The organism is Streptomyces sp. NPDC043812, from assembly GCF_056436245.1.
This window is the reverse complement of the sequence record NZ_JBWKCY010000004.1, coordinates 64,015-89,325: the sequence shown is the minus strand read 5'-3', so window position 1 is coordinate 89,325 and position 25,311 is coordinate 64,015. Positions and strand designations below refer to the sequence as shown.

The window sequence follows — 25,311 nt, the reverse complement described above, 5'->3', positions numbered from 1 at the left end:
AACGGCTTCCGGCCCCGCCCATGATCGGGCCGGAGCCGACGTCCACACGGCTGCGGATGTACCGGTGGCGCGGGCGGAGCCTGGGAGCTGTCACAGCGCCGTACACGGCAGCTGTATTCCCTCCTCGGCTGTCACCTCTTAGGTCATCGCGCTGTTTCGAGGAGTGTTACGCCCAATCCGCGTGGCCCGAGTCACACCCCAGATGCCATGAAACACCCAGATCGGGGCATTCCTCGCACTGCGTGTCGCCGGATTCCCGATGAATCCGGCGACACGCAGTGCATACGCCTTCGCACTCCCCGTCCGCCGCGGCGGTCAGTGCTCGCGCGGGGCAGGTACCACTCGCTCCACATCCGGATGGACCATGAGCAGCTGACGCATGGCCGTTTCGGCGGCCTGCGAGTCGCCGGACGCGAGCGCGTCGGCGATGCGGGCGTGGTGGCCGACGGAGACATCACTGGGACGGTCACAGCCGGTGGCCGGGCCGCCGGAAACCTGAAGGGCGGCGCAGACGATCCCCGACAGGTGCTCGAGCATGCGATTGCCCGCGAGCTGGATGAGCAGCGAGTGGAATTCGGCGTCAGCACGCGAAAAGGTGAGTCCGTCACCCTGGGTGAGCGCGTGCCCCATGATCTCCACCATGTCGCCGATCCGCTGCTGCACGTCCTCACGCCCGTGCCCGGCGGCCAGACGCGCCGCGAGCGGCTCGATCGTCCAGCGCAGTTCGTTCAGCTCCCGGCGCTGGTCGTCCCGCTGCGGGCCGAAGGCGCGCCACTCGATGATGTCGGGGTCGAGCAGATTCCAGTCGCTCACCGGCCGCACGCGCGTACCGACGTTGGGGCGGGCGCTGACCAGGCCCTTGGCCTCGAGGACGCGCAGCGACTCGCGCACGACGGTGCGGGAGACCTCGAAGCGCTGACCGATCTCCTCGGGGACGAGCGGGCGGTCCGCGCCGAGGTCGCCGGAGACGATCATCTGCCCGAGCTGTTGGACGAGTTGGCCGTGGAGACCACGGCCGCGGCTGCCCGACGAGCGGCGCGGGGCCCGGCCCAACTCCGCCTCCGCACCCTCCCAGGAGGGTGGACCGACGCGGTCGGCGCCCGGCGACTCCGCGTAGGGGTATCGGTCGAGTTCGCCCGGACCCGCGAGGCCGGTCTCGGAGGGGCGGGCGGCGGTCATCATGGTGTGCGCAAGGGTACTCACGCATCCTTTGTCGGCGCGGCTCCGGAGCCTCTTGAGGTCTTTGGTGAAAAGCACACGAAAGGGTGATCAGCGCCCACCTCGCAATTGACGCCTTATCGTAAGGAATCGGGCGGCATCAAGGAAGTTGCGGCCAGTCGGGCGTCGAGCGGTCGCCCCTGATCACCAAGATGCCCTGCGCCGAAGCCACATGAACACATACGCGCAGATCAAGACCGACAGCGACAACGCCAATGCGGCTCCCACAGGTTGGGCGACGACGGTCAGGGCAGCGGCAGCCCAGCCCTCCACGTCCTGCGGCAGCCGCACGCGGGCGATCGAGTGCAGTCGTTCAGGCAGTCCGGCGATCGAACGGACCGCCGGAGTCAGGAGCACCTGGGAGACGAGCGGAGCCACGAGCACCGGTACGGCGAGTACGGCCGCCACACCGGCGGCGGTGACCCTGAAGACGGCGGCGGCAAGCAGGCCGGCCCACGCGCAGCCGACACACAGGCCGGACCAACTGGCGACGAGCAGGGGCCAGTTCCTCGGGACCCCGCCCAATCCGGTGCCATAGACGAGACTCAGGGTCTGGACGTCGGCCGCGACCACCGCCGCGGCAAGTGCCAGGGCCACGGCCGCGGTCACGAAGAGTTTGGCGAGCAGCAGCCCCGCCCGGCGGGGTGCCGCGCCTCGGAGGGCGGCGAGGGCGGGGTACCGGAACTCCTCGCCGAACGACAGCGCACCGATCAGACCGGCTCCGAACGCGGCGGGCGGCAGGGGCAGGACATCGGGCCAGGCGGCAAAGACGTTCGGCTGCAGAGCGGCACCGGTACGGGCGAGCAGCACGCACACGAGGAGGGACGCGGCGAGGGCACCGGCCGCGATCAGCGGGGCGGTGCGCACGCCGGACAAGCGGCGAATTTCGTAGCGCACAGGCCATCGAGGGCTGCGGGGTGGCTTTGGGCTTACAGCGGGGACAGCAGCCTGCGCAGGCCGGACCGGCGCGGGCGCGATCGGTTCGGGCGCGACCGGTTCCGGCGCGACTGGTTCCGGCGCCCCCGCAGCGCCGACCTTGCCGGCGTCCGGCCCGGTACAGGCATCGCCCGACGCCTCGGGGCGTTTCGCTCCCGGTGAGGTTGGGCCGCCGGAGGCCGCCGCGTGCTGGGACGCCGCCCCCGTGTCACCGACTTCGTCCGTGAGCCGGTGGACCAGAACGCCGTGACGGTAGGCGGTCTCCCCGATCTCCGCACAGCTACTGCCGTAGACGGACAGCGCGTTGCTGCTCTCGGACACCACTTCCACGGATCGCCGGGCAGCGCGCGCTTCCCGGCTGACGGCGTCGGAGAGACGGGCCGCATGCGGCGTGCGCACGGCGACACGGGGGCGGAGCCGGGTACGGGAGAACTCACCGACGTCCTGGTCCGCGACCAGCCTGCCGCCGTCGATGGTGACCACACGGTCGGCGATGCGGGCGGCTTCCTTGGGATCGCCGGTGGTGCACAGAACCGTTCCGCCGGCGCTTGCATGCGCGCGCAGCAGTCCGAACAGCCAGTGACTGTCGCGGGAGGCGAGGCCGCGGCACGGCTCGTCGAGGATCAGTGTCCGTGGGGCGCCCAGCAAGGCCGCGGCAATTCCGAGCCGGCGATCCATGCCACGCGAGAGCCGGCCGAGCTGCTGATCGCGGAGGCCGCCGAGGCCGACCATGTCGATCAGCTCGTCGGCACGGGAGGCAGGCACGCCCACCGCAGCACTCAGCATCCTGAGTTGGCTGCGTGCCGTCCGGGCCGGGTGGCCGGGTACGTCACCGAGGAGAACGCCGACCTCTCGCGCCGGATCGGCAATGCGGTGGAGGGGGTTCCCCCGGTAGTAGGTGGCGCCGCGGCCCGGCTCCAGCCCGAGCATCAGCCGCACTGCCGTCGTCTTGCCCGCACCGGACGGCCCCAGAAGTGCGGTGACACAGCCGGGCGCTGCCTCGAACGACAGGTCGTCCACCACCGGCTTGCCCTGCCGCGCGCGGGCGCCGGTCATTGTGCGGGCGCTGGTCAGTCCGACGGCCTGGAGCATCGCTTCTCTCGCCTCTTTCGCGGAAGGTGAGACCGCTCAGCGGCAGCACGGGTACCGCAGCAAGATAACGCGACATTTCAGACTTCTTGCGCAGGAGGTTGTCCGGGTGTCCGTTGCGAGACCGGCCCGCGCGACGGGGTTCAGACCTCGGGACGCAGCATCGGCGGATTGAGCACGGTGGCTCCGCCGGCCCTGAACAACTGAGCCGGACGGCCGCCCTGCCGGGTCGTCGTCCCGCCCGCCGGCACCAGGAACCCGGGCGTACCGGTCACCTTCCGGTGGAAATTGCGGGGATCGAGGGCGACACCCCACACCGCCTCGTACACGCGCCGCAGCTCGCCGACCGTGAACTCGGGCGGGCAGAAGGCGGTGGCCAGCGAGGAGTACTCGATTTTGGAACGAGCCCGCTCGACCCCGTCCGCCAGGATCACCGCATGGTCGAAGGCGAGCGACGCCTGCTGCTCGTTCTCCCGCACCGGACCGTTGCCCTGCCCCAGGAGGTCCTCCACCGGGGCCCAGCGCGCACTGTTGGCATCCCCGCCCGCGCGGGGGGCCGGAAGGTCGGGGGCAAGTACGAGATGGGCGACGCTCACCACCCGCATCCGAGGATCACGCTTGGGGTCGCCGTAGGTCGCGAGTTGCTCCAGGTGAGCACCGTTGCCCGAAGTGGGCGACGCGGGGTCGTGCGCACACAACCCCGTCTCCTCGGCGAGCTCGCGCGCGGCCGCCGCTGCCAGATCCTCGTCCCCCCGTACGAAACCGCCGGGCAGCGCCCACCGCCCCTGGAACGGCGGCTCTCCGCGGCGCACGACGAGCGCGCAGAGTGCGTGACGGCGCACGGTGAGCACGACCAGGTCGACGGTGACGGCGAAGGGCGGATAGGCCGACGGGTCGTAGGGCGACATGCCGCGATCATAGTCGTCTGCCTGACGATAAACACACCCCTCACCACCATTCGCGAGGGATCTTCGCCCGGTTGTCCGCTCATGGACCCGTGTGTGGCGCACCGCTCGTCCGCCCGGCCGCAGGCGGTACTCATACGCCAAGCTGGAGCCGCTCCGCCGCCTGCTCGACCATGCCCAGGCCGAGCCGGCTGACGCGGACGGCGAACGGCTCACCGGCCACGCAGAGCCCGGCGATCTGCAGGGATCCGAGCGGTGCGCCGCTCAGGGGACGCAGCGCCACGGTCCCCGCCGGCGCATCCGGCCGGATCCCCGCCGAGGCGACGGCGAGGTGGACCGCGGACGCGGCTGCCAGTGCTGCCGGACGGCAGGCCGCCGGGTGCGGGACCGGAGCACTGCCTTCGGCACGATGCAACCCCGCGAACATCTCCGGCAGGCGGTACCCGAACCGGTCGGAGGCGTCGAGCAGGCCCCGCAACAAGGACGCGGCCTCGTTCTCGAAGCCGCCGGCTGCCAGTCCGGCCACCGCGACAGCCGTTTCATGCACCCGCACCGCACCCGAGCGGTGGCCGAAGGGGTTGTACGCCGGTTCCCCGATGCCCAGCGACCGCAGACCCCAGCCCGAATCCACTCCGGGTCTGCCGAGGAGCCGTACGAGTTGCTCCGTCTGTGCCTTGTCGAGCAGCCCGGGGCCGAGCCGTCCTCCGAGAAGTCCGGTGTCGAGCAGATGTGCCGCGCCGGCGCCGACGTGGGGAACGAGCCGACCCGAGCGCAGCCTGCCGGCCACTGGCCGACCGCCGATCCGGTCGTCGGCCCAGAATCCCTCTCGAAAGCGGTGCCGCAGCTGCCCCGCCCATTCCCTCCACTCCTGCGCCCCCGGGCGGCCGGTGGCCTGGAGAACATCCGCTCCCAGCAGCGCGGCCCGGTGCGCGTGAGCCTGCGTCTCGGCGCGAAGAAAGCCGGACGTCGCCGGCTCCGCCACCGGACCGCCCTCGACGGCCGCGTGCCGCAGCCACTGGAGGCAGCGCTCCATGGCCGGGAGCAGCTCGGTCAACTCGCGTTCGGGCAGTCCCCACCGCCACGCTTCGCAGAGCACCGCCGGGAACGCCAGCGTCGCCTCCGTCCCCGTGCAACTCGGCGGCACATGTGGTCCCGCGTCGCGGAGCGGCCCGGGAATGTGTCCGAAGTCCGCTCCAGGGCTTGTCCTTTGGACACGGGCCACCATGCGCAGGGTCGCTGCCGCCAGCCGGGTGGTGAGCGGGAGCAGCATCCGCGCCGCCCACAGCGACTCGGCGGGTGCAGGCCGGCCGCGCCAGGGCGCGCCCGCGGCAAGACACACGTCCGCAGGATGCGCCGGATCGCGGTCGAGGAGCCCGCGCAGGTCGCCGATCGCCGTGGTGACGAGCCGGGACAGCCGGGTGTCGTCGCACTCCACGCTCGGTTCCGGGACGAGGGACCCGGCGGCTTGCGGGGACAGGCCGACAGGCAGCTCTCGGTCCAGCCGGCCCGCGCGGACCCGCAGTTCGATCGTGCGGGATCCTCCCGGAGGCAGGTCCAGCTCCCATCGAAGCAGCCCGGCCGAGGCGAGCGCGTCGTGCGGAGCCGGTTCGGCGGTGACGACCGCGCTGTGGCCGGGCCCGTCGTCGGGGGTCGACCAGCGCATGCCCGAGTCATGGACGGCAGCGGGCAGTTCGGGACCGGCGCGGCCCGCCGCGATTGCCCCGAGCTCCGCGAGGTCCGTGCCGAGTGCGATCTCGACGGGCAGTCTGAGGCTCGTCGTCGCCGCACTGCACAGGGTGATCCGCTCCGTGCCCTGAGCGTCGCGGGTCCTGGTGACGACGATCTCGGGGTCGGGGCCCGTATCGCGGGTCGTGCGGACGACTGCGACGAATTCCGCCCGGTCCGCTTCCACCAACATGCCCTGAACCGATCGGGGTTCATGCCCGCCGACCCGTAGGTGGCAGCGGGAGAGCAGTCTGCGCCCCGACCGGTAGACGCCCTCGATGCCCACCCCGTCGAGCTGGCCGTGCTCGGCGGAGACTGCCATGCAAGGAAGCGCGACACAGGTGATCGTGTCGTGCACCGCAGGCAGTTCGGATGCCCGCGCCGAGATGGCAGGCCGTGCCGGCCCACTCGGCCCGGCCTGCCCGATGGACTGCCCACCCGCCGGTCGGGGCGATCTGCGGTCTGCGCTGGAGACCATGAGTGCTGTGCCGAGCCTTCCGCGCCCGTCGGAGCGCCGCTGCCTGTGGAGCTGCACGGGCCCGACGAGCCCGCCACCCCGGTGAACGCGGGCTCCGGCTCCCAGGTCACGGGCATCATCGTCCGCTCCTGGTGCCACGCTGTCCGCTCCGCCTGCTGACGCGCGTCCGGCTCCGCCCGGCCACTGTGCCGGGACGGGCATCGGATGCGGAACTGCGGGCGATCCGCCTGGCGCGGCCGGTCGAACGGATCCGCTCGCGTCGCTGCCGTTGGCGGCTGCGCCGCCGCTCGCCGGACGACATGCGCGCGGCCCGGCCCGCCGCAGACCCTCGTTCGCCATCGAGGGCCGGCGCCTCCGTCGGTGCCCCGGCGGTGCCGACTGCCCCGTCTACGACAGGCCCCTGTCCTCCGGCCTCGCTCCGCGCACCCGCACCTTCCCGGCCACCGTCATGCGTGGGCCAGTCCTGGTCCTGCCGCAGGCAGTGCCGCAGTGTTTCGGGATCCAGGCCTTCGTTGCATGCCTGGTGAAGGAGCCGGGCGAAGACGTAGTCGGGATCCGCGCGCAGGGCGAGGCCGAGTGAGACCCGCGCTCCGGGCTCGTCGCCGAGGGACCAGGAGACCCATCCCGCGAGTGTGAGGGGCGCGGCGGCATGCGCGTGGTACCGGCCGACACAGCGACGCGACAGCACGCGCCAGAGCCGCAGCGCAGCAACCGCTTCAGGGCCCTCCATCCACTGAGCTGCACGGTCCCTGGTCCGGCGGTCCTGCAACCCGAGGATCACGTCGGCGGCTTCCTGATGAGAGATGAGCCGCTCGTCCTCGCTGTCGGCAGCGCCCGGACCGCCGCCCGGCGGGGCCTGTGCCAGCCGCTCCAGCAGACGCCGCGCCAGAGCCAGCGTCTCGGCGGCCACCTGCCGCTGGCCGTGCTCGTTCACAACCCGGAGCACCAGCGTGCTCCCCGCCTTGTCCAGCACCCTGGCCTGCTGGACCGCCTCCGACGTGCTCACAGGGGCAAGGCGTGCCTCCATCTCCCTCAGGCTGCCCCGCACTTGGACTCCTGCATAGGCCGCCGCCGCGGCCATCACCGACGTGCCGGGCAGGGCGAGTGGGGTTCCCTCCGGCGGGCAGCAGCGGGCGTCCGGGCAGCAGTAGGACCAGAAGCGACCGTCCGAGATGCACAGCGCCTCGTAAACGGGGACGTCCAGCGCACCACAGGCAGTGCGCAGCCGTTGCGCGAGGGGCCGGAGTCGCTCCATCACACTCCGTCCGCTCTGCCCGTCGGCCGGGTCCTGGCAGAGGAAGACGACGATCCCGTCGGGACGCGAGGCCCGGCGCTCGCTGCCGTGGATCAGGCACTCGGCGAGCTGCTCGGCCACTGGAGCCCATTCACGGGCGGAGCCCGGGATTCCGAGCCGAAGGCGGCCGCCGAATCGCCCGCGGCCGCCGTGCAGAGCGACCAGCACGATCGAGTCGCTCGGGTGGAAGCCCATCATGTACGGCAGCGCGTCGGCCAGTTCGGCGGGGCTGCGCAGGGTGATCTGCTGGTCGTCGGCGGATCCCGCGACCGAATCGTGGTGCTTGTTCATGGCCCGACCGTCTCGCGGAGCACCCGCCGGCCGCGACCCCTGTGGAAAACGTTATCCACAGGCTCGCGGCCTCGTTCGCGGTTTGTCGGTGCCATCGGGTTGCATGGGGGCATGACCAACGCAGAACGTGCCGAGCTCAGGTCCGCCGCCGATGCCGTACTCGCCCGACTCGTCTCCGACCCCTCGGGCACGGCGCGCCTGCGCGAGGACCAGTGGCGGGCGATCGAGGCACTTGTCGCCGACAAGCGCCGGGCCCTGGTCGTCCAGCGCACCGGCTGGGGCAAGTCCGCGGTGTACTTCGTCGCCACGTCTCTGCTGCGTGCCCGCGGCAGCGGGCCGACCGTGATCGTCTCGCCTCTGCTGGCGCTCATGCGCAACCAGGTGGACGCGGCTGCCCGGGCCGGTATCCGCGCGCGGACCATCAACTCCTCCAACACGGAGGAATGGGAGACCGTCCAGGCGGAGGTGGCCGCGGGTGACGTGGACGTGCTGTTGGTGAGTCCGGAGCGGCTGAACAATCCCGACTTCCGCGACCAGGTGCTGCCCCGGCTGGCGGCGGCCACCGGCCTGCTAGTGGTGGACGAGGCGCACTGCATCTCCGACTGGGGCCATGACTTCCGGCCCGACTACCGCCGGCTGCGCACCATGCTCGCCGACCTCCCCGCGGGTGTCCCGGTCCTCGCCACGACAGCCACCGCCAATGCCCGCGTGACGGCCGACGTCGCCGAGCAGCTCGGCACGGGCGCGGGCACGGACGCACTGGTGCTGCGCGGCCCCCTGGACCGGGAGAGCCTCAGCCTGAGCGTCCTCCAGCTGCCCGATGCCGCTCATCGTCTGGGCTGGCTCGCCGACCACCTGAGCGAGCTGCCCGGGTCCGGAATCATCTACACCCTCACGGTGGCGGCGGCCGAGGAGATCACGGCCTATCTCCGCCAGTGCGGGCACACGGTTGCCTCGTACACCGGCCGCACGGAGAACGCCGACCGCCAGCAGGCCGAGGACGACCTCCTCGCGAACCGCGTGAAGGCACTGGTGGCCACGTCCGCGCTCGGGATGGGATTCGACAAGCCCGACCTCGGGTTCGTCGTGCATCTGGGGTCGCCGTCCTCGCCCATCGCCTACTACCAGCAGGTCGGTCGTGCGGGCCGTGGAGTGGATCACGCGGAGGTACTGCTGCTGCCGGGCAAGGAGGACGAGGCCATCTGGAAGTACTTCGCCTCTGTCGCCTTTCCTCCCGAGGAGCTCGTGCGGCGCACTCTGGACGTGCTGGCCCAGGCCGAACGGCCGATGTCCCTCCCGGCGCTCGAGCCTTTGGTCGAACTTCGGCGTACGCGGCTGGAGACGATGCTGAAGGTGCTGGACGTGGACGGAGCGGTGCGCCGGGTGAAGGGCGGCTGGACGACCACGGGACAGCCCTGGTCCTACGACTCCGACAGGTATGCCTGGGTTGCGCGGCAGCGGGAGGCCGAGCAGCAGGCGATGCGGGACTATGCGCGCTCGACCGACTGCAGGATGGAATTCCTGCGCATCAGGCTGGACGACGAGCAGGCCGCGCCCTGTGGCCGCTGCGACAACTGCTCCGGAACGCGGTTCAGCGACAAGGTCACCGCTGCGGCGCTCGACGCGGCGCGCGGGGAGCTGGGCCGCCCGGGGGTCGAGCTGGAGCCGCGGAAGATGTGGCCGACGGGTCTGGCCGCAGTGGGCATCAATCTGAAGGGACGGATCCCGGAGGGCGAACAGGCCGGCACGGGGCGGGCGCTGGGTCGGCTCTCGGACATCGGCTGGGGCAATCGTCTGCGTCCCATGGTGGCGCCCGGTGCGCCGGACGGCCCGGTTCCCGACGACATGGTCGGTGCCATGGTGACCGTGCTCGCCGACTGGGCCAGGGGCCCCGGCGGCTGGGCGTCGGGCGCTGCCGATGCACCGGCCCGGCCGGTGGGTCTCGTCACGGTGGCCTCCCGTACGCGTCCCCGACTGATCAGTTCGCTCGCCGGACGTATCGCCGAGGTCGGAAGGATGCCTCTGCTCGGTACTGTCGAGTACGTGCCGGAGGCTCTGGAGTCGCGGTTCTCCCGGACGAACAGCGCCCAGCGGGTCCGGGCGTTGCATGAGGCGTTCGTCGTCCCGCCACAGCTCGCTGATGCCCTGGCCTCAGTGGACGGACCGGTGCTGCTGGTCGACGACTTCGCAGACAGCGGCTGGACTCTTGCCGTTGCCACGCGGCTGCTGCGCAAGGCCGGGGCGCAGGGGGTGTTTCCGCTGGTACTTGCCGTGCAATCCTGATCCGGGGGTAAGGGCGCGGAAGACTGGGCAGGGATATCAGCCTCATACCAGCCGATTCTCGACGGTCGCGCGAAATTGCTCGTTGCCGCATCCTCATACGCCAGGAAGAATTGAACTGCTCCCCGTACGGGCCCGTTCGGTCCTGAAGGGCTCCGTCGCGGTGCGCCCTCACCCGACCCTGCCCGCACTGTGGGCGCGTATGCGAAGGGAGGACCGTGACCTTCGGATTCGCTTCGTCCCCAGCCAGTTCGATCACCGCGTCGGCCAACTCCACCAGCCGTCTTGCCCGGCAGCTCGAGCCGGCAGAGTGGGCGGCAGCCGGCATTCCGCTGCTGCGTAACCCCCGCGAGGTGGTCAACGGGCTGCATGCCCGGCACCGTCCGGCACCGACGACCGCCGTCGTCGCCGTGCTCGATCACGAGGAACGGCTGTCTGCCAGCGCGTCGTTCTCCCGACGCTCGGCCCCGGCGGACGGCTGGGAGTTCCGTAACGCCCTGCTGGCCCATCTGCGCCGTGTCATCCCGCACGACCTTCGTCTGCGCACACCGGCGCGTACCGCCGTGCTGCTCTACTGCCGTGAAGGCGACGAGCGTTGGACGGAGGAGGACGGCGCGTGGATGTGGGGGCTGCGGGATGCATGCACGCTTCACGGGCTGCGCTGCGGCGCCTACATCACCCTGACTCGGGGCGGTTGGCAGGTGCTGGGCGAGGGCCGTGGTGGCCGCCGGCCCCATTCGGCGTCGGCTCCAGGTGATCTGGCCGACGCAGGACTGAGAGCAGAGGCCGTACCGCTGCGCACGGCAGGTGGCGCCATGGAGGCGCTGCGGCGCACGGCAGCGCGCTGACCAGGGCCATCGACCGGCTGCCCCTGGCAAGGGCAGCCGGATCACGACCGGGCCGCGTGGCCCGCGACTTCAGCGTGGCTCAAACTCCGGCGCCGAGCGCAGTGTTGATGCGCTGCGGGTCGCCGCACACGATGAGGAGAGCCGAGGCCTTCGCCATGGCCGCAGGCAGTGCCCGGGCGGCCATGTCATCCGTGCCTCCGTTGACGGCGACGACCACCACGGGACGGGGGGTGGCGCGGTCCACCGCGGTGGCGTCCGCGTAGAACACGTCGTCGCGGGCGTCGTGCTGGGCCCAGTAGGCGGCCTCGCCGAACGACAGCTCGTGAGCTGCCCACGGATGCTGTTCGCCGGTGGTGAGCACGAGGACTTCTTCGGGAGCGCGGCCGGAGTCGAGCAGTAGGTCGACCGCCTCGCCGGCAGCATCCACCGCGCCGTCCGCCGGAGCAGGGATCAACTGGATCTGCGGTCCGGAACGATTTTCCTTCCGGGGCGGCCGAGAATTCCCGGCAGCCGTGGACGGGCGCGGCGCAGGCGGCGCGGGCCGGACCGGGCCGGATCCCGGGTGTCCGGGACGCGGCGAGGCCGCGGAACGCGGACCGGGTACGGGACGAGGGGTCGGCGCGGTACGGCCTTCGGCCGGAGCGACGCGGGGACCCTGGGCACTCTCGTGAATCTGAGGCTCCTCGGGGATGAGAGGCATGAGTGGATGTCTATCAAACGACGGTGCGGATGGCATCGGCGGGTGGGCACAAAAGTGCGACCCGCCTGTTGGGAGGGCTGCTCAGAAATCGAAGCCGAGCTGGCCCCCGTCTTCGAGTGCGGCCGCCTCCGGCGAGAGGCGGACCTTCTTGAGATGCCGCCACCGGGGCAGGGCATCCAGATAGGCCCAGGACAGCCTGTGATGCGGAGTCGGACCGAGCTCCGCCAGAGCCGCCTTGTGCACGGGCGAGGGATATCCGGCGTTGTCGGCGAAACCGAACACGGCGAACCGGTCCTGCAGTTCGGCCATCATCGCGTCCCTGCGCACCTTGGCTATCACCGATGCGGCCGCGACAGCCACGCACGACTGATCCCCCTTGATCACTGTACGCACCTGCCAGGGAACGCCGAGGTAGTCGTGCTTGCCGTCGAGAATGACGGCATCGGGGCGCACCGGCAGTCCGTCGAGAGCCCGGACGGCCGCGAGGCGCAGCGCCGCGGTCATTCCCAGTTCATCGATCTCCTCGGGTGACGCATGACCGAGTGCGTGCGCCGTGACCCAGGTCTCCAGGTGCCCCGCGAGCTCCGTGCGACGCTTCGGGGTGATCAGCTTGGAATCCGTGAGTCCGGGTGGCGGCCTGCGCAGTCCGGTGATCGCCGCGCAGACGGTCACCGGTCCGGCCCATGCCCCACGGCCGACCTCGTCAACGCCTGCGACGATCTTGGCGCCTGTGGTGGCTCGGATCGAGCGCTCGACGGTGTGTGTGGGTGGTTCGTACGGCATGGCGCCAGCAAGGGTACGCCGCCGGAGGCCGCCCGCGACACCCGGATTCCGTCACGTGCCGCGGCACGGTCCGTCAGCGGGCTCCGGGGCGGAGCAACGGCACCATCACCTGATCGATCATCGCAGCGATGTCCTCGTCCGACCATTCGCTCCCGCACACCTTCGAGCGGTACATGAAAAGCCCCGGAACAACGTCGAACACCAGGTCACACGCGGCATCGGCACGCACGTCGCCTCGCGCCACACCACGGCAGACCACCTCTCTGTAGAGCCGGTTGGACGGCTCGACGACCCGGCTCACGATGATGCCGTGAAAGCGTTCGGCGGACATCGTGTCGCACTCGTAAAGCACCGACCGCAGCGCAATGCCCGAGCGGGAGAACATGGCGTCACGCACTCTGCGGGAGAGCTGGTAAAGATCCTCCCGGACGGCACCGTGGTCGGCGGCCTCGTCCAGGGTAGGGAGCCCGGCTTCGAGCGCGTCGGCGACCAGATCCTCCTTCGACGGCCAGCGGCGGTACACGGCGGCTTTGCCGGTCTGGGCTGCGGCGGCAACGCCTTCCATCGTGAGCCCGTTCCAGCCGACCGTGCTCAGCTGCTCCAGAGCGGCATCCAGAATCGCCCGTTCCAGCACCTGCCCGCGTCGGCGCATCGGGGCGGCCGGCGGAGCCTGTGCGGCGGGGGCACAGCGCGAAGTGGCCATCTTCATCTCTCCGTTGGGGACGGAATGTCTAGTGAACGCTTGCGTTCACTGACGGGGACTCTCTACGGTGAAGGAAAGTGAACGTCAACGTTCACTAACTCATGCCGGGGGGACGGCAAGTGACAACCTCTCAGTCAACAGTTCTCAGCACTCCGGGGGCGCCGGCCCGTCGCCAGGGACGTCCGGGGATCGCACTCGCAGTGATCGCAGCTCTCCAACTCATGGTGGTGCTCGACACCACGATTGTGAACATCGCGCTCCCCCACATCCAGGGAGCGCTCGAATTCACCACGACACAGCTGTCGTGGGTGGTCAACGCCTACACGCTCACCTTCGGCGGACTGCTCCTGCTCGGCGGCAGAGCCGGCGACATCCTCGGGCGGCGACGGGTATTCGTCTCCGGCGTGCTTCTCTTCACCTTCGCCTCCCTGTTGTGCGGAATCGCCCAGGAGCCGTGGCAGATGCTCGGCGCCCGCGCCCTGCAGGGCGTCGGCGGTGCCATTGCCTCGCCCACGGCTCTCGCACTCATCACCACGACCTTCAGCGAAGGACCCGAGCGCAATCGGGCATTCGGCATCTTCGCCGCGGTGTCGGCCAGCGGGGCGGCGATCGGGCTGCTGGCGGGCGGCATGCTGACCGAATGGCTGGACTGGCGCTGGGTGTTCTACGTGAATCTCCCGATCGGCATCCTGATCGCCGTGCTCGCGCCGATGTTCATCAACGAGTCCGAGCGCAGCTCCGGCAGGTTCGATGTCACGGGGGCGGTCACCTCGACCGCGGGCATGGCGTCGCTGGTCTACGGCTTCATCCGCGCGTCCGAGGACGGCTGGCGCGACGATCTCACACTCGGAGCGTTCGGCGCCGCCGTCGTCCTGCTCACCGCTTTCGTCCTGGTCGAACGCAGGGCCCGGGAGCCGATCACCCCGCTGCGCATGTTCGCCGACCGCAATCGCTCGGGCACGTATCTGATCATGATGAGCCTCGCGGCCGCGATGTTCGGCATGTTCTTCTTCATCGTGCTGTTCGTGCAGAACGTCCTGGGCTACAGCCCCATCACCGCCGGTCTGGCGTTCCTGCCCGTCACCGTCATGATCGTGGCGGCTGCAGGGATCTCCTCGCAGCTGCTGCCGGTCCTCGGCCCCAAGCCCTTCCTCGCCACTGGCGCGCTGCTCACCGGTGGCGGCATGGCATGGCTGACCGCCATCTCCCAGGACAGCTCCTACCTGGGCGGGATCCTGGGACCGATGCTGCTCTTCGGGTTCGGCATGGGCCTGGTCTTCGTCACCGCAACGCTGACGGCCGTCTCGGGTGTGGCACAGCATGAGTCGGGTGCGGCCTCCAGTCTGCTCAACGCGACACAGATGGTGGGTGGTTCCCTCGGGCTGTCGATTCTGATGACCGTGTTCGGCACCGCGAGCCGGGAGGAGGCCGAACGCCAGATTCCGTCGTTCCTCATGGAGGCGACCCCTGCCCAGCAGGAAGCGTTCGCGTCCACCGGCGAGCTCCCGCCCCCGTGGGGGCACCAGGTGCTCGCCGAGGGGATCGCCACGGCGTTCTGGGCCGGCGTGGGTCTGGTGGGGCTGGCTGTACTCACTGCCGTCTTCGTCGTCCGGGTACGCAAGAGCGACCTCGAGGCACTGAACGGCGGGACCGGCGCGGGCAGCCACCTGGCCTGAGGTCCCGCTCAGAACACCCGGACGCACGCCATGGCGGGGGCCCGGTGAGGGTTTCGGGTGCACAGGGACCCTGTTCCCCGTGTACCGAGGCCCTCACCGACCGCCACACGACGGGGCGGCTGATCAGGCCGGTGCCGCGGGCATCCAGTCCGGGAGCGCCTCGGTCCGCTCCAGCCAGACGGCAGGGGGCTGGCCGGCCTTGCCCGCCGCCACGACTCCGCAGGCGATCGCGCAGGTGGTGTCGACATCCCCACCGACCTGCGCAGTCGTCCAGAACACGCGCTCGAAGTCGTGCAGGGACCGGGCGGCCGACCACAGGGCGAAGGGCACCGTGTCGTGCGCGCTGGTTCGCCGGCCGCTGCCGAGCACCGCTGCCACGGTGCTCGCGTCGTCGTAGTCGAGCATGTCCCGCGCGCGACGCAGACCGGCTCCCACGGCGCTTCGGGGCACCAGAGCGATCACGCCGTCCAGCAGTTCGGCCGGACCGGGAGCCCCGGCCGGGTTCGCGGCGAGTGAAGCCGCCGCCGCCACAGCCATGGCGCCGACGACGGCCTCGCGATGCTGATGGGTGGTGTACGAGGAGATCTCGGCCTGGTGGGTGGCTTGCTCCGGATCATCCGCGTACCACGCTCCGAGCGGCGCGATCCGCATCGCCGAGCCGTTGCCCCATGAGCCCTGGCCCTTGAAAAGGGCAGCAGCCAGCTCACGCCAGTCGCCCCCTTCCCTGACAAGCCTCAGCAGCCGGTTGACGGCCGGGCCGTAGCCGCGGTCGAAGTCGTGGTGCTCCGCGAAGGACCGCGCGAGGGCGTCCTGGTCCACGCGATCGTGCCCCACGAGGACAGCCAGCACCGAGCAGGCCATCTCTGTGTCGTCGGTCCACTGCCACGGCGACGGCGGAAGCTCGCGCCGTTTCAGCAGGGGATAGTTCGAAGGTACGAAGAACTGGGAGCCCAGGGCGTCTCCCACGGACAGTCCGCGCAGGCTGTCCAGGGCGCGTGCGAAGCGCCGGTCGCGAGAGGAATCAGCGGTCATCTTCCTGCCACTCTATCCGGTGACGCCGTAGGGCTCAGGGGTCCGCCAGTGCTCGAACGGGCGGTCCAGCGCGTATCGCCCGTCCCTGCCGAGTTCGAGCGTGCGGGTCTCCCCGTTGTCCGGATTGGACAGAGACTCGAATTCCGCGACCGACCAGTGGAACCAGCGCATGCAGAAGAGCCGCATGGTCAGCCCGTGCGTGACCAGCAGAACGTTGGGCGGATGGTCCGGCGACTCGAAGCTGCGATGCAGACTCTCCAGGAAGGCCCCGACCCTGTCGTACACATCGGCCCCCGACTCTCCCTGGGCAAATCGGTAGAAGAAGTGGCCGTACGCATCGCGGTACGCCTTCTGCAGCCGCACATCCTCCCCGTCCTGCCAGTTCCCCCAGTCCTGCTCCCTGAGCCGGGGCTCCTCACGGACCCGTACCAGCTCAGGGTCGAGCCCGAACGCCCGGAACGTCTGATGAGTCCGGCGGTACGGCGACACGTAGACGCTGACGCGCTCCTGCCCGAAGAGGCTGCGGAGCCGTTCACCGGTCTCCTCGGCCTGCGCGAGACCCCGGGAAGTCAGCTGGAGCGCGTGGTCCGGCTCGCGCTCGTAGACGGTGTCGTCGGCGTTGCCGACCGACTCTCCGTGCCGGACAAGAACGATGCGCCGCGGTCGTGCCATGGGACGACCCTAGGCGGGACCGCCATCGGTCGAGCAGGCGGGCCCGGCCGAGCGCCGGATGACCGGCTCGTGGATCAGACGGTCCAGGAAGGCTCCAGCTCGACGACGTCGCCGGCCAGGGCGGCGATGTCTGCCTGAGTCTGTGCCCGCAGCAGCAGCCGCTCGATCCGCTCCGTGCGGTACTTGCCGTGCTCGGCAGCGGACAACCACATCGACATCACGAGAAACTCGTGCCCCGGCGCCTCGCCGAACAGGCCCCGGACCATCCCGGGTGACCCGGCCATCGCCGGGTTCCACACCTTCTCCTGCATCAGTGAGAAGTGTTCCACCCGCTCCTCGCGCACGCGGCAGTGCGCAACCCGCAGCACATCCGCGTCCGTGAACCGCGGCTCGAACCCCGTCTTCACGTCGAAGCGGTAGTCGAACAGCTTGGCCTGCAGGTCCTTGTACGTGCCCGACTGCGCGGCCGCGAGCCGATCGTGGGAGCGTGCCATGAAGGAGTCGTAGAACGGCCGGCTCTCCCAGAAGGCGAAGACATGAGCGACGTTCGGCCGTATCCGGCTCCAGCCGCCCCCCTGCCCCCGGAAGCCCGGCTCACCCAGCAGCCCCGCCCATTTCCGCTGCCCCCGCTCGAACGCTCGACGGTCCACCACAGTGCAGCGAATCCACTTGACCAGCACCGCGCCATCGTACGGCCCGGAACGTGGCCCCGGTCACTGTCCGCTGCAGTGCATCCGCCCGTGCGACGGTGCGCGGGGCGTGCACCGGACCGCGAATTCCGTTCCGCGCGCCGCCGCTCACCCGGCACAATGATCAACATGCCCTCGCTGCACACCAATCCGCTGTTCGCCAGGCTCGACACCGCCGAGCGCGTTCTCGTCGCGGGGGCGGGCGGTGGGTTCGACGTGTACGCCGGGCTCCCCGTGGCCCTGTCCCTCATGCACCAGGGCAAGAACGTCCAGCTGGCCAACCTCTCCTTCAGCGCGGTCGAAGGACTTCCCCTGGATGCGTGGCTCGCTCCGGACGTTGCCGTCATCACGCCCGAGTCCTCGCCCCACCAGCTGTACTTCCCCGAACGCACCCTGGCCCGATGGCTGGCGCTGCACGGCTACCCCAGCACGGTCCATGCCCTCGCACGCGTCGGCGTGCAACCGCTGCGGGCGGCGTACAGGGCCCTGATCGAACGGTACGAGATCGACGCCGTCGTTCTTGTCGACGGCGGTACCGACATCCTGATGCGTGGCGACGAATCCGGGCTCGGCACGCCCGAGGAGGACATGACGAGCGTCGCCGCTCTCGCGGGGATCGACCTGCCGGAGCGACTCGTCGTCTCCGTGGGCTTCGGAGTCGACGCGTATCACGGTGTCAGTCATGGACTGGTGCTGGAGAACATCGCCGCGCTGGAGACCGACGGCGCATATATCGGCGCATTCTCGATTCCCCGCACGACGCGGGAGGGCGCCTTGTTCCTCGACGCCGTGGCCCACGCGCAGGAGCAGACACCCGACCACCCCAGCATCGTGAACGGTTCCATAGCCGCAGCCGTCCGGGGCTCCTTCGGCGACGTCCAGTTCACCTCACGCACACGCGGCAGTGAACTCTTCATCAATCCCCTGATGTCCCTCTGCTTCGCCTTCGAGTTGGACGGGATCGCACGGCGCTGTCTCTACCTGGACCGGATCGAGGACACACACCTCATCCGCCAGGTCAGCAACGCCATCGAAGGGTTCCGCGAACAGGTCGTGCGCCAGCGGCCGCCTCGCCGCATCCCGCACTGAGCGGATACGGTCAACCCTCCAAGGAAGCAAGGCCGTTACGGGGAGGGAGACCGGGTGAGCAGCCTCAACAAAGGCGTCCGGAAGGCCGAGGTGGCACTCAAGTGGGACCCGAGCCCGCTGGGTGAGGCGGCGCATGACCTCGATCTGGTCGCCGCCACCTACCGGACGATCACACCGGAGGCCGAACCGGCGTACGTCGTGCACTTCGACAGCAGGTCGCCGGACGGGACGATCAACCTGACGAGGGACAGCAAGACCGGCCAGGGTTTCGGCTGGGACGAAGTCATGACCCTGGAGCTCGACCGGCTCGCGGCGGACTACGAGCGAGTCGTGGTCGGCGTCGTCGTTCAGCAACGGAACGGGCGAAGGGTGTTCGGCGACATTGCCAACACGCTCGTACGAATCCTGGAGGGCCACGACGAGCTCGGGCAGAGCGACTTCGCCGCCGTCCGGGAAGCCACGGCCGCAGTTGTCTGCGAGTTCGCCCGTGGCGCGGCGGGGACCTGGGAGTTCCGTGAGTCGCTCCGCGGATTCGACACCGACCCGCAGGCGTTCATCGACGTGATGGGCGGTTGACGCCGCCCTCCGTTCGGCGGCGGGCCCGCACCGGCGACGGGCCACCGTTGGCATGCGGACGGCGGGGGGTCTTCGTGGACTCCCCGCCGGACGGTCCGGGGCGCCGGCCGCCCCGGACCGTCCGGCCCTGATCCGCCCGATATCCCCTGGGTAGGGTTGGCGCGACAGCACATCGTGAACGCGGACAAGGAGCAGACGTGAGCGAGTCGGCGTCCATCGCCCTGCAGCAGGAGATCGCCCGGGAACTCCAGGTCGCCGAGACCTTCGATGCCGAGCGGGAGATCGAACGCCGGGTGTCCTTCCTCGCCGAGCGACTGAACTCCACCGGCCTGCGCTCCCTCGTGCTCGGCATCAGCGGCGGCGTCGACTCCACCACCACCGGCCGGCTGTGCCAGCTCGCCGTCGAGCGGGCCCGGGCCGCCGGTCACGAGGCGCGGTTCCATGCGATGCGCCTGCCCTACGGGGTCCAGGCCGACGAGCACGACGCCCAGCTCGCGCTCTCCTTCATCCGGGCCGACCACGTGCTGACCGTGGACATCAAGCCCGCGAGCGACGCCGCGCTCGATGCCTCGCTGGCCGGCGGCGTGAGCTTCCGCGACGCTCACCACCAGGACTTCGTGCACGGCAACATCAAGGCCCGGCAGCGCATGATCGCCCAGTACGCGGTGGCCGGCGCGCACAACGGCCTGGTGGTGGGCACCGACCACGCCGCCGAGGCGGTCTCCGGCTTCTTCACCAAGTTCGGCGACGGTGCGGCCGACCTGGTCCCACTGACCGGCCTGACCAAGCGCCGGGTGCGCGCCGTCGCGGACGCGCTGGGCGCGCCCGCCGAGCTGGTGTGGAAGACCCCGACCGCCGACCTGGAGACCCTCGACCCGGGCAAGGCCGACGAGGACGCGCTCGGGGTCACCTACGACGACATCGACGACTTCCTGGAGGGCAAGCCGGTGGACGAGCGGGCCGCCGAAACGATCGTCAACCGCTACCGTCTCACCGACCACAAGCGCCAACTGCCCATCGCCCCCTGAGGACCTGTCCGGCGGATGCCCTGCCTCACCGTCACAGGGGACCTGCAGGGCGGTTGCGCCGGAGGCAACATCGTTTGCGGGCGCTCGATCGGCGGGGGTGTACCCGGGGCACCCCATACGCGAGAGGGGCGTCAGCACGAAGCTGACGCCCCTCTCAGCAGGGACTACCTGTCAGGCCGGCGTTCTGCCGAGTGTTGCACTCGATGCAGTACGCCTGGTTTCAGCTGCAGCCGCTGGTCGAGCCGCAGCCCTCGCAGATGTAGCAGGAACCGGCGCGCTGCATCTTGGTTCCGCAGGAGAAGCAGAGCGGAGCGTCGGCGCTGATGCCGAGCTGCATCTCGACGAGTTCGGCCGACGTGTGCGCCTGCTTCGGAGCCGGGACCTCCGCCTTCGGGACCACTACCGCCTTCAGCTCCTGCTGACGCGGCGCGGACTGGGCCAGCCCTTCGACGTCGAGCTCGTCGTCGGTCGGCTCGTAGGAACCGGTCTCCAGGTGACGCTGACGCTCCTCCGCCGAGTGGATCCCGAGAGCCGAACGCGTCTCGAAGGGCAGGAAGTCCAGCGCCAGGCGGCGGAAGATGTAGTCGACGATCGACTGCGCCATCCGTACATCCGGGTCGTCCGTCATGCCGGCCGGCTCGAAGCGCATGTTCGTGAACTTGGAGACGTAGGTCTCCAGCGGGACGCCGTACTGCAGACCCACCGAAACAGCGATCGAGAAGGCGTCCATCATGCCCGCGAGGGTCGAACCCTGCTTCGACATCTTCAGGAAGACCTCGCCGAGACCGTCGTCCGGGTAGGAGTTGGCGGTCATGTAGCCCTCGGCGCCACCGACCGTGAAGGAGGTGGTGATGCCCGGACGGCCCTTGGGGAGACGCTTGCGGACCGGTCGGTACTCGACGACCTTCTCCACAGCGGCGCGGATCGTCTCCTCGGTCTTCTGCGTGACCTCGGCCTTCTCCTTCTCCTTGGTCTTGGCGGAGAGGGGCTGGCCGACCTTGCAGTTGTCGCGGTAGATGGCGAGCGCCTTCACGCCCATCTTCCAGGCCTTGAAGTAGACCTCCTCGACGTCCTCGACGGTCGCCGTCTCCGGCAGGTTGACCGTCTTGGAGAGCGCGCCGGAGATCCACGGCTGGATGGCCGCCATCATGCGGACGTGGCCCATCGCGGAGATGGAACGCTCACCCATGGCGCAGTCGAAGACCTCGTAGTGCTCGGTCTTCAGGCCCGGGGCGTCGATCACGTTGCCGTGGTCGGCGATGTGGGCCACGATCGCCTCGATCTGCTCCGGCTGGTAGCCGAGGCGGCGCAGCGCCTGCGGAACCGTGCCGTTCACGATCTGCATCGAGCCGCCGCCGACCAGCTTCTTGAACTTGACCAGGGCAAGGTCAGGCTCGAGACCGGTGGTGTCGCAGGACATCGCGAGACCGATGGTGCCGGTCGGGGCGATGACCGACGCCTGGGCGTTGCGGAAGCCGTTCTTCTCGCCGAGGCGGATCACGTCCTGCCAGGCTTCGGTGGCGGCGGCCCAGATCGGGCTGTCCAGGTCGTCCATGCGGCCGGCCACGGCGTTGGCGTCGGAGTGCTGCTTCATGACGCGCTTGTGCGGCGCGGCGTTGCGGGCGTAGCCGTCGTACGGGCCGACGACCGCGGCGAGCTCGGCCGAGCGCTTGTACGAGGTGCCGGTCATCAGCGAGGTGATGGCCCCGGCGAGCGCGCGGCCTCCGTCGGAGTCGTACGCGTGGCCGGTCGCCATGAGCAGGGCGCCGAGGTTGGCGTAACCGATGCCCAGCTGGCGGAAGGCGCGGGTGTTCTCGCCGATCTTCTGCGTGGGGAAGTCGGCGAAGCAGATGGAGATGTCCATCGCGGTGATGACCAGCTCGACGATCTTGGCGAAACGCTCGACGTCGAAGGACTGGTTGCCCTCGCCGTCGTCCTTGAGGAACTTCATCAGGTTCAGCGACGCCAGGTTGCACGAGGTGTTGTCCAGGTGCATGTACTCGCTGCACGGGTTCGAGCCGTTGATACGACCGGACTCCGGGCAGGTGTGCCACTGATTGATCGTGTCGTCGTACTGGATGCCCGGGTCGGCGCAGGCCCAGGCGGCCTCGGCCATCTTGCGGAAGAGCGACTTGGCGTCGACCTCTTCGATGACCTCGCCGGTCATACGGGCCCGGAGACCGAACTTGCCACCGGACTCGACGGCCTTCATGAACTCGTCGTTCACACGCACCGAGTTGTTGGCGTTCTGGTACTGGACGGACGTGATGTCGTCGCCGCCCAGGTCCATGTCGAAGCCCGCGTCACGCAGCGCGCGGATCTTCTCCTCTTCCTTCACCTTGGTCTCGATGAAGCCCTCGATGTCGGGGTGGTCGACGTCCAGGATGACCATCTTGGCCGCCCGGCGGGTGGCACCGCCCGACTTGATCGTTCCTGCACTGGCGTCGGCGCCGCGCATGAAGGAGACCGGGCCGGATGCGTTGCCGCCGGAGGACAGCAGCTCCTTGGAGGAGCGGATGCGGGAGAGGTTCAGGCCGGCGCCGGAGCCGCCCTTGAAGATCATTCCCTCTTCCTTGTACCAGTCGAGGATCGACTCCATGGAGTCGTCGACGGCAAGGATGAAGCAGGCGGACACCTGCTGCGGCTGCGGCGTGCCGACGTTGAACCACACCGGCGAGTTGAAGCTGAAGATCTGGTGCAGGAGGGCGTAGGCGAGCTCGTGCTCGAAGATCTCGGCGTCGGCGGGCGAGGCGAAGTAGCCGTGGTCCTCGCCGGCCTTGCGGTACGTCTTCACGATCCGGTCGATGAGCTGCTTGAGACCGGTCTCGCGCTGCGGGGTGCCCACCGCTCCGCGGAAGTACTTGCTTGTGACGATGTTGACCGCGTTCACCGACCAGAAGTCGGGGAACTCGACGCCACGCTGCTCGAAGTTGACCGAGCCGTCACGCCAGTTGGTCATGACGACGTCACGACGTTCCCAGACCACCTCGTCGTACGGATGCACGCCGGGGGTGGTGTGGACGCGCTCGATACGCAGGCCCTTGCTCGCCTTGGATCCCTTCGTACGGGACCCTCGTGCCGGGCCGCTCGTCGTCTCGGTCATGCCGCCTCCCATATACGGGCAAAAACGCCCTGAAGTGCCCAGATCTTCCCGTGGCACAGCTTGTGTCTGTCGCCCCGGACGCACACGCGCCCGTGGCAGTTCATGTGCCGCCTCGATCCGACCGGGGAACCTGTCACGCAGGCTCCACCCGATCGGCTGTGTCGCTCAGTCGGCGGCGGTGGCGGGCACGGGGACCTCGGCGGCCCCATCGCTCCCGCGCTCCTTTGCGGGTGGCCGTTCGTCGCGAAGTTCCGCGATGGCGGCCTCGAAGTCCTCGAGTGAGTCGAACGCCCGGTAGACGGACGCGAACCGCAGGTACGCGACGAGGTCGAGTTCCTGCAGGGGGCCGAGTATGGCCAGACCCACGTCATGGGTGGTCAGCTCGGCGCTGCCGGTGGCGCGCACCGCCTCCTCGACCCGCTGGCCGAGCTGAGCGAGGGCGTCCTCGGTGACGGGCCTCCCCTGGCATGCCTTGCGCACGCCGGAGATGACCTTGGTACGGCTGAAGGGCTCTGTCACGCCGCTGCGCTTGATCACCATCAGCGACGCGGTCTCCACCGTCGTGAAGCGGCGGGAGCAGTCGGGGCACTGCCGGCGGCGTCGGATCGACGTTCCGTCGTCGGTGGTGCGACTGTCGACGACGCGGCTGTCAGGGTGCCTGCAGAAGGGACAGTGCATGGTTCCCAACCCCTCCTTCACAGCACGACTGAATAGCCTCAACAGGCTCGTTGAGCCCCCCGAAGCAGCCCCAAGCATAGGCGATGCCCCAGACCGTCGAGGACCGGGGACCACAACCTCTGGGTGGCAGACACAATCCAACCACTAGATCTGGGGTTTGGTCGCGAATCCGGCGCAGAGCGCGTGTCGCGAAGAGACGCGAAGGGAATCGCCGCGTCGCCTTGCATACGGGCCGCACAGCGGGCGGACACGGTGCGCATACGAACCCCCGCGACAGGCCGACGCCACGGGCGCGGCTCCGCCGTTCCCCGGGCGCGGGGTGCCAGACTGGCGCAACCCGTCTTCTCCACTCCCGGCGGCGAAGGCTACCGTAGTGAGCCTCGGAGACCCCGCAACACTCGGTCGCGCATACACCCAGCTGAAAGGCCACGTCAGGCAATCCGCGTTTTTTCACTCGAACGTGTGTTTGGCGCAACCTTTCGAAACCAACTACCGTTGTCCAGCTAGGGAGACCATTCGAGAGGGGCCGACGTGACCACCACCGCAGACAGTGCCACCATCACTGCCCAGGACCGCTCCCAGAACCGATTCGAGCCGGTGCATGCCATGAATGACGCAGCCACGACCCCGGAGGGGCCCAAGCCCACCCGCTCGCTGCCCGGCCGACCTCCAGGTATCCGGGCAGACAGCTCCGGTCTCACGGACCGGCAGCGGCGTGTCATCGAGGTGATCCGTGACTCCGTGCAGCGCCGGGGATACCCCCCGTCGATGCGTGAGATCGGCCAGGCCGTCGGTCTGTCCAGCACCTCGTCCGTCGCACATCAGCTGATGGCGCTCGAGCGAAAGGGTTTCCTGCGCCGGGACCCGCATCGCCCTCGCGCCTACGAAGTCCGCGGCTCCGACCAGCCCAGCACCCAGCCGACGGACACCACGGGCAAGCCGGCCGCCTCGTATGTGCCGCTGGTCGGCCGCATCGCCGCAGGCGGCCCGATTCTTGCCGAGGAATCCGTCGAGGACGTCTTTCCTCTCCCCCGCCAGCTGGTCGGCGACGGCGAGCTCTTCGTGCTGAAGGTCGTCGGCGATTCGATGATCGAGGCCGCCATCTGCGACGGCGACTGGGTCACCGTGCGCCGCCAGCCGGTCGCGGAGAACGGGGACATCGTCGCGGCGATGCTTGACGGCGAAGCCACCGTCAAGCGCTTCAAGCGGGAGAACGGCCATGTCTGGCTGCTCCCCCACAACGCCGCCTATCAGCCCATCCCCGGCGACGAGGCCACCATCCTCGGCAAGGTGGTGGCGGTGCTGCGGCGGGTCTGACGGACCCGTCGGCTCTGACCGGACCCCGGGACCCACTGCGCCGGTCCCGGGGTCCTGCCTGTTCGCCAGGCACGCCGATTACTCTCCCGCGCCATCCGGGAAACCGCGTCCGGTGACTGGCACCTGCCCTTTCCACAAGGGCAGGTGCCGGCGTTTCTCACGTCAGGGAGGACGGCCCGGCACGTCCTGCTCCTCTGCCGG

20 protein-coding genes are annotated in these 25,311 nt (G+C 69.7%); 7 read left to right on the top strand and 13 right to left on the bottom strand.

The window, feature by feature from the left end; genetic code table 11:
- Positions 1-315: 315 nt before the first annotated feature.
- From AC067Z_RS07690 to AC067Z_RS07670, 5 genes are all read right to left on the bottom strand, one after another.
- The gene (locus AC067Z_RS07690; protein WP_478788556.1) at positions 316-1,203 is read right to left on the bottom strand and encodes a FadR/GntR family transcriptional regulator; all 888 of its coding nucleotides are present in this window, start codon (positions 1,201-1,203) and stop codon (positions 316-318) included.
- 159 nt (positions 1,204-1,362) lie between these two features.
- A complete protein-coding gene (locus tag AC067Z_RS07685; RefSeq protein WP_478788555.1) occupies positions 1,363-3,246 on the bottom strand; it encodes an ABC transporter ATP-binding protein in 1,884 nt (627 codons plus the stop codon).
- Between the two features lie 140 nt (positions 3,247-3,386).
- Positions 3,387-4,151: an NUDIX hydrolase gene (locus AC067Z_RS07680; protein WP_478788554.1), complete on the bottom strand. Its 765-nt coding sequence runs from the start codon at positions 4,149-4,151 to the stop codon at positions 3,387-3,389.
- Between the two features lie 130 nt (positions 4,152-4,281).
- Complete coding sequence (locus AC067Z_RS07675; protein ID WP_478788553.1) at positions 4,282-6,195, bottom strand: glycogen debranching N-terminal domain-containing protein; 1,914 nt, start codon at positions 6,193-6,195, stop codon at positions 4,282-4,284.
- A 271-nt stretch (positions 6,196-6,466) separates the two neighbouring features.
- Positions 6,467-7,936 (bottom strand): DUF4192 domain-containing protein, encoded by a 1,470-nt coding sequence (locus AC067Z_RS07670; protein WP_478788552.1) that lies wholly within the window; start codon positions 7,934-7,936, stop codon positions 6,467-6,469.
- A gap of 111 nt (positions 7,937-8,047) precedes the next feature.
- Between AC067Z_RS07670 and AC067Z_RS07665 the strand changes: the two genes are divergently transcribed.
- Both AC067Z_RS07665 and AC067Z_RS07660 read left to right on the top strand, forming a co-directional pair.
- Positions 8,048-10,219 (top strand): RecQ family ATP-dependent DNA helicase, encoded by a 2,172-nt coding sequence (locus AC067Z_RS07665; protein ID WP_478788551.1) that lies wholly within the window; start codon positions 8,048-8,050, stop codon positions 10,217-10,219.
- A gap of 215 nt (positions 10,220-10,434) precedes the next feature.
- Complete coding sequence (locus tag AC067Z_RS07660; protein WP_478788550.1) at positions 10,435-11,064, top strand: hypothetical protein; 630 nt, start codon at positions 10,435-10,437, stop codon at positions 11,062-11,064.
- Between the two features lie 79 nt (positions 11,065-11,143).
- Here the strand turns inward: AC067Z_RS07660 and AC067Z_RS07655 are convergent, their stop codons facing one another.
- From AC067Z_RS07655 to AC067Z_RS07645, 3 genes are all read right to left on the bottom strand, one after another.
- Positions 11,144-11,764 carry a hypothetical protein gene (locus tag AC067Z_RS07655; protein ID WP_478788549.1) on the bottom strand — a complete coding sequence of 207 codons (621 nt, stop codon included), beginning with the start codon at positions 11,762-11,764 and terminating at the stop codon, positions 11,144-11,146.
- A gap of 81 nt (positions 11,765-11,845) precedes the next feature.
- Positions 11,846-12,547, bottom strand: coding sequence for a ribonuclease HII (locus AC067Z_RS07650; protein WP_478788548.1), 702 nt, complete (start codon positions 12,545-12,547; stop codon positions 11,846-11,848).
- 73 nt (positions 12,548-12,620) lie between these two features.
- Complete coding sequence (locus tag AC067Z_RS07645; RefSeq protein WP_478788547.1) at positions 12,621-13,250, bottom strand: TetR/AcrR family transcriptional regulator; 630 nt, start codon at positions 13,248-13,250, stop codon at positions 12,621-12,623.
- A gap of 101 nt (positions 13,251-13,351) precedes the next feature.
- Here AC067Z_RS07645 and AC067Z_RS07640 point away from each other — a divergent pair, with 101 nt between their 5' ends.
- Positions 13,352-14,926, top strand: coding sequence for an MFS transporter (locus tag AC067Z_RS07640; protein ID WP_478788546.1), 1,575 nt, complete (start codon positions 13,352-13,354; stop codon positions 14,924-14,926).
- Positions 14,927-15,049: 123 nt separating this feature from the next.
- Here AC067Z_RS07640 and AC067Z_RS07635 read toward each other — a convergent pair whose 3' ends face one another.
- From AC067Z_RS07635 to AC067Z_RS07625, 3 genes are all read right to left on the bottom strand, one after another.
- Positions 15,050-15,958: an ADP-ribosylglycohydrolase family protein gene (locus AC067Z_RS07635; RefSeq protein WP_478788545.1), complete on the bottom strand. Its 909-nt coding sequence runs from the start codon at positions 15,956-15,958 to the stop codon at positions 15,050-15,052.
- Positions 15,959-15,970: 12 nt separating this feature from the next.
- Positions 15,971-16,630 carry a histidine phosphatase family protein gene (locus tag AC067Z_RS07630; protein WP_478788544.1) on the bottom strand — a complete coding sequence of 220 codons (660 nt, stop codon included), beginning with the start codon at positions 16,628-16,630 and terminating at the stop codon, positions 15,971-15,973.
- Positions 16,631-16,704: 74 nt separating this feature from the next.
- Positions 16,705-17,310: a YdbC family protein gene (locus AC067Z_RS07625; RefSeq protein WP_478788543.1), complete on the bottom strand. Its 606-nt coding sequence runs from the start codon at positions 17,308-17,310 to the stop codon at positions 16,705-16,707.
- A gap of 138 nt (positions 17,311-17,448) precedes the next feature.
- Between AC067Z_RS07625 and AC067Z_RS07620 the strand changes: the two genes are divergently transcribed.
- The 3 genes from AC067Z_RS07620 (at position 17,449) to nadE (ending at position 20,012) form a co-directional block, all read left to right on the top strand.
- Positions 17,449-18,408 carry a DUF1152 domain-containing protein gene (locus AC067Z_RS07620; protein WP_478788542.1) on the top strand — a complete coding sequence of 320 codons (960 nt, stop codon included), beginning with the start codon at positions 17,449-17,451 and terminating at the stop codon, positions 18,406-18,408.
- Positions 18,409-18,462: 54 nt separating this feature from the next.
- Positions 18,463-18,984 (top strand): TerD family protein, encoded by a 522-nt coding sequence (locus AC067Z_RS07615; protein ID WP_478788541.1) that lies wholly within the window; start codon positions 18,463-18,465, stop codon positions 18,982-18,984.
- Positions 18,985-19,181: 197 nt separating this feature from the next.
- The gene (gene nadE / locus AC067Z_RS07610; RefSeq protein WP_478788540.1) at positions 19,182-20,012 is read left to right on the top strand and encodes an ammonia-dependent NAD(+) synthetase; all 831 of its coding nucleotides are present in this window, start codon (positions 19,182-19,184) and stop codon (positions 20,010-20,012) included.
- A 220-nt stretch (positions 20,013-20,232) separates the two neighbouring features.
- Here the strand turns inward: nadE and AC067Z_RS07605 are convergent, their stop codons facing one another.
- Together AC067Z_RS07605 and nrdR are read right to left on the bottom strand one after the other, a co-directional pair.
- Positions 20,233-23,115 (bottom strand): vitamin B12-dependent ribonucleotide reductase, encoded by a 2,883-nt coding sequence (locus tag AC067Z_RS07605; RefSeq protein ID WP_478788539.1) that lies wholly within the window; start codon positions 23,113-23,115, stop codon positions 20,233-20,235.
- Between the two features lie 165 nt (positions 23,116-23,280).
- Positions 23,281-23,793, bottom strand: coding sequence for a transcriptional regulator NrdR (gene nrdR / locus AC067Z_RS07600; protein WP_478788538.1), 513 nt, complete (start codon positions 23,791-23,793; stop codon positions 23,281-23,283).
- Positions 23,794-24,324: 531 nt separating this feature from the next.
- Between nrdR and lexA the strand changes: the two genes are divergently transcribed.
- The gene (lexA, locus tag AC067Z_RS07595; RefSeq protein WP_142213283.1) at positions 24,325-25,110 is read left to right on the top strand and encodes a transcriptional repressor LexA; all 786 of its coding nucleotides are present in this window, start codon (positions 24,325-24,327) and stop codon (positions 25,108-25,110) included.
- Positions 25,111-25,311: the final 201 nt, after the last annotated feature.